The organism is Cupriavidus sp. 01L46 (assembly GCF_056399905.1).
In genome coordinates this window covers 1-1,085 of the sequence record NZ_JBFTSF010000626.1, presented here as the reverse complement: position 1 = coordinate 1,085, position 1,085 = coordinate 1, and the positions used below count along the sequence as shown (strand labels likewise).

The window sequence follows — 1,085 nt, the reverse complement described above, 5'->3', positions numbered from 1 at the left end:
CTGCATTACACCGCGCCGCACTGGCCGTGGGAAACCCGCGACGACGCCGCGCTGGCGCAGCAGGTCAGCAACAACCTGTTCCATCTCGACGGCGGCAACATCCACACCTACCGGCGGATGATCAGCCACATGGACGAGGGCATCGGCTGGCTGGTGGAAGCGCTGCGCCAGCTCGGTCAGCTCGATAACACGCTGATCGTCTTCACCAGCGACAACGGCGGTGAGCGCTTCTCGGACAACTGGCCGCTGGTGGGCGGCAAGATGGACCTGACCGAGGGCGGCATCCGCGTGCCATGGATCGCGCACTGGCCCGCGATGATCGCGCCGGGCGGCACCAGCGCGCAGCACTGCATGACGATGGACTGGTCGGCCACGATGCTGGATGCGGCGGGTGTGCAGGCCGATCCTGGCTACCCGCTGGACGGCGTGTCTCTGATGCCGTTGCTGCGCGATGCGGCGCACCGCTTCCACCGCCCGTTGCACTGGCGCATGAACCACCGCGACCAGCGCGCGCTGCGCGACGGCGACTGGAAGTATCTGCAGGTGGACGGACACGAGTACCTGTTCGATCTCAGCCGCGATGAGCGCGAGCGCGCCAACCTGGCAAAACGCGAGCCCCAGCGGCTGGCGGCGATGCGCGAGGCTTGGCTGGCGTGGAATGCGGGCATGCCGCCGATTCCGGAGGATGCCACAGTCAGCCTGGGGTATTCGGCGACGGATATGCCGCAGCGGTAACGACCCGGCCGAGGCCCCGATCCACACCTTGGCGCCTTGGTGTATCGTTGAAGATTGCGCGAAACGCGGCAATCTTCAACGGGAATACATCGAATGCTGACGATCTGGGGCCGTGCGAATTCGGTCAATGTGCAAAAGGTACTGTGGGGTTGCGAAGAACTTGGCGTGCCGTTCCGGCGGATCGACGCCGGCATGCAGTTCGGCGGCAACAACGAGCCCGACTATCTCGCCATGAATCCCAACGGGCGCATCCCGACGATCATCGATGGCGATTTTGTGCTGTGGGAGTCGAATTCCATCCTGCGCTACCTCGCCATGGAGTACGGCAAGGCAGGTGCGCTGTACCCGGC

At 65.1% G+C, this 1,085-nt stretch carries 2 protein-coding genes; both read left to right on the top strand.

The window, feature by feature from the left end; genetic code table 11:
- Positions 1-735, top strand: a 735-nt coding sequence (locus AC1DS3_RS38950) for a sulfatase family protein (protein WP_477129402.1), incomplete at its 5' end; no start/stop codon positions are given.
- A gap of 93 nt (positions 736-828) precedes the next feature.
- On the top strand, positions 829-1,085 hold a 257-nt coding region (locus tag AC1DS3_RS38945; protein ID WP_477129401.1), incomplete at its 3' end, for a glutathione S-transferase N-terminal domain-containing protein.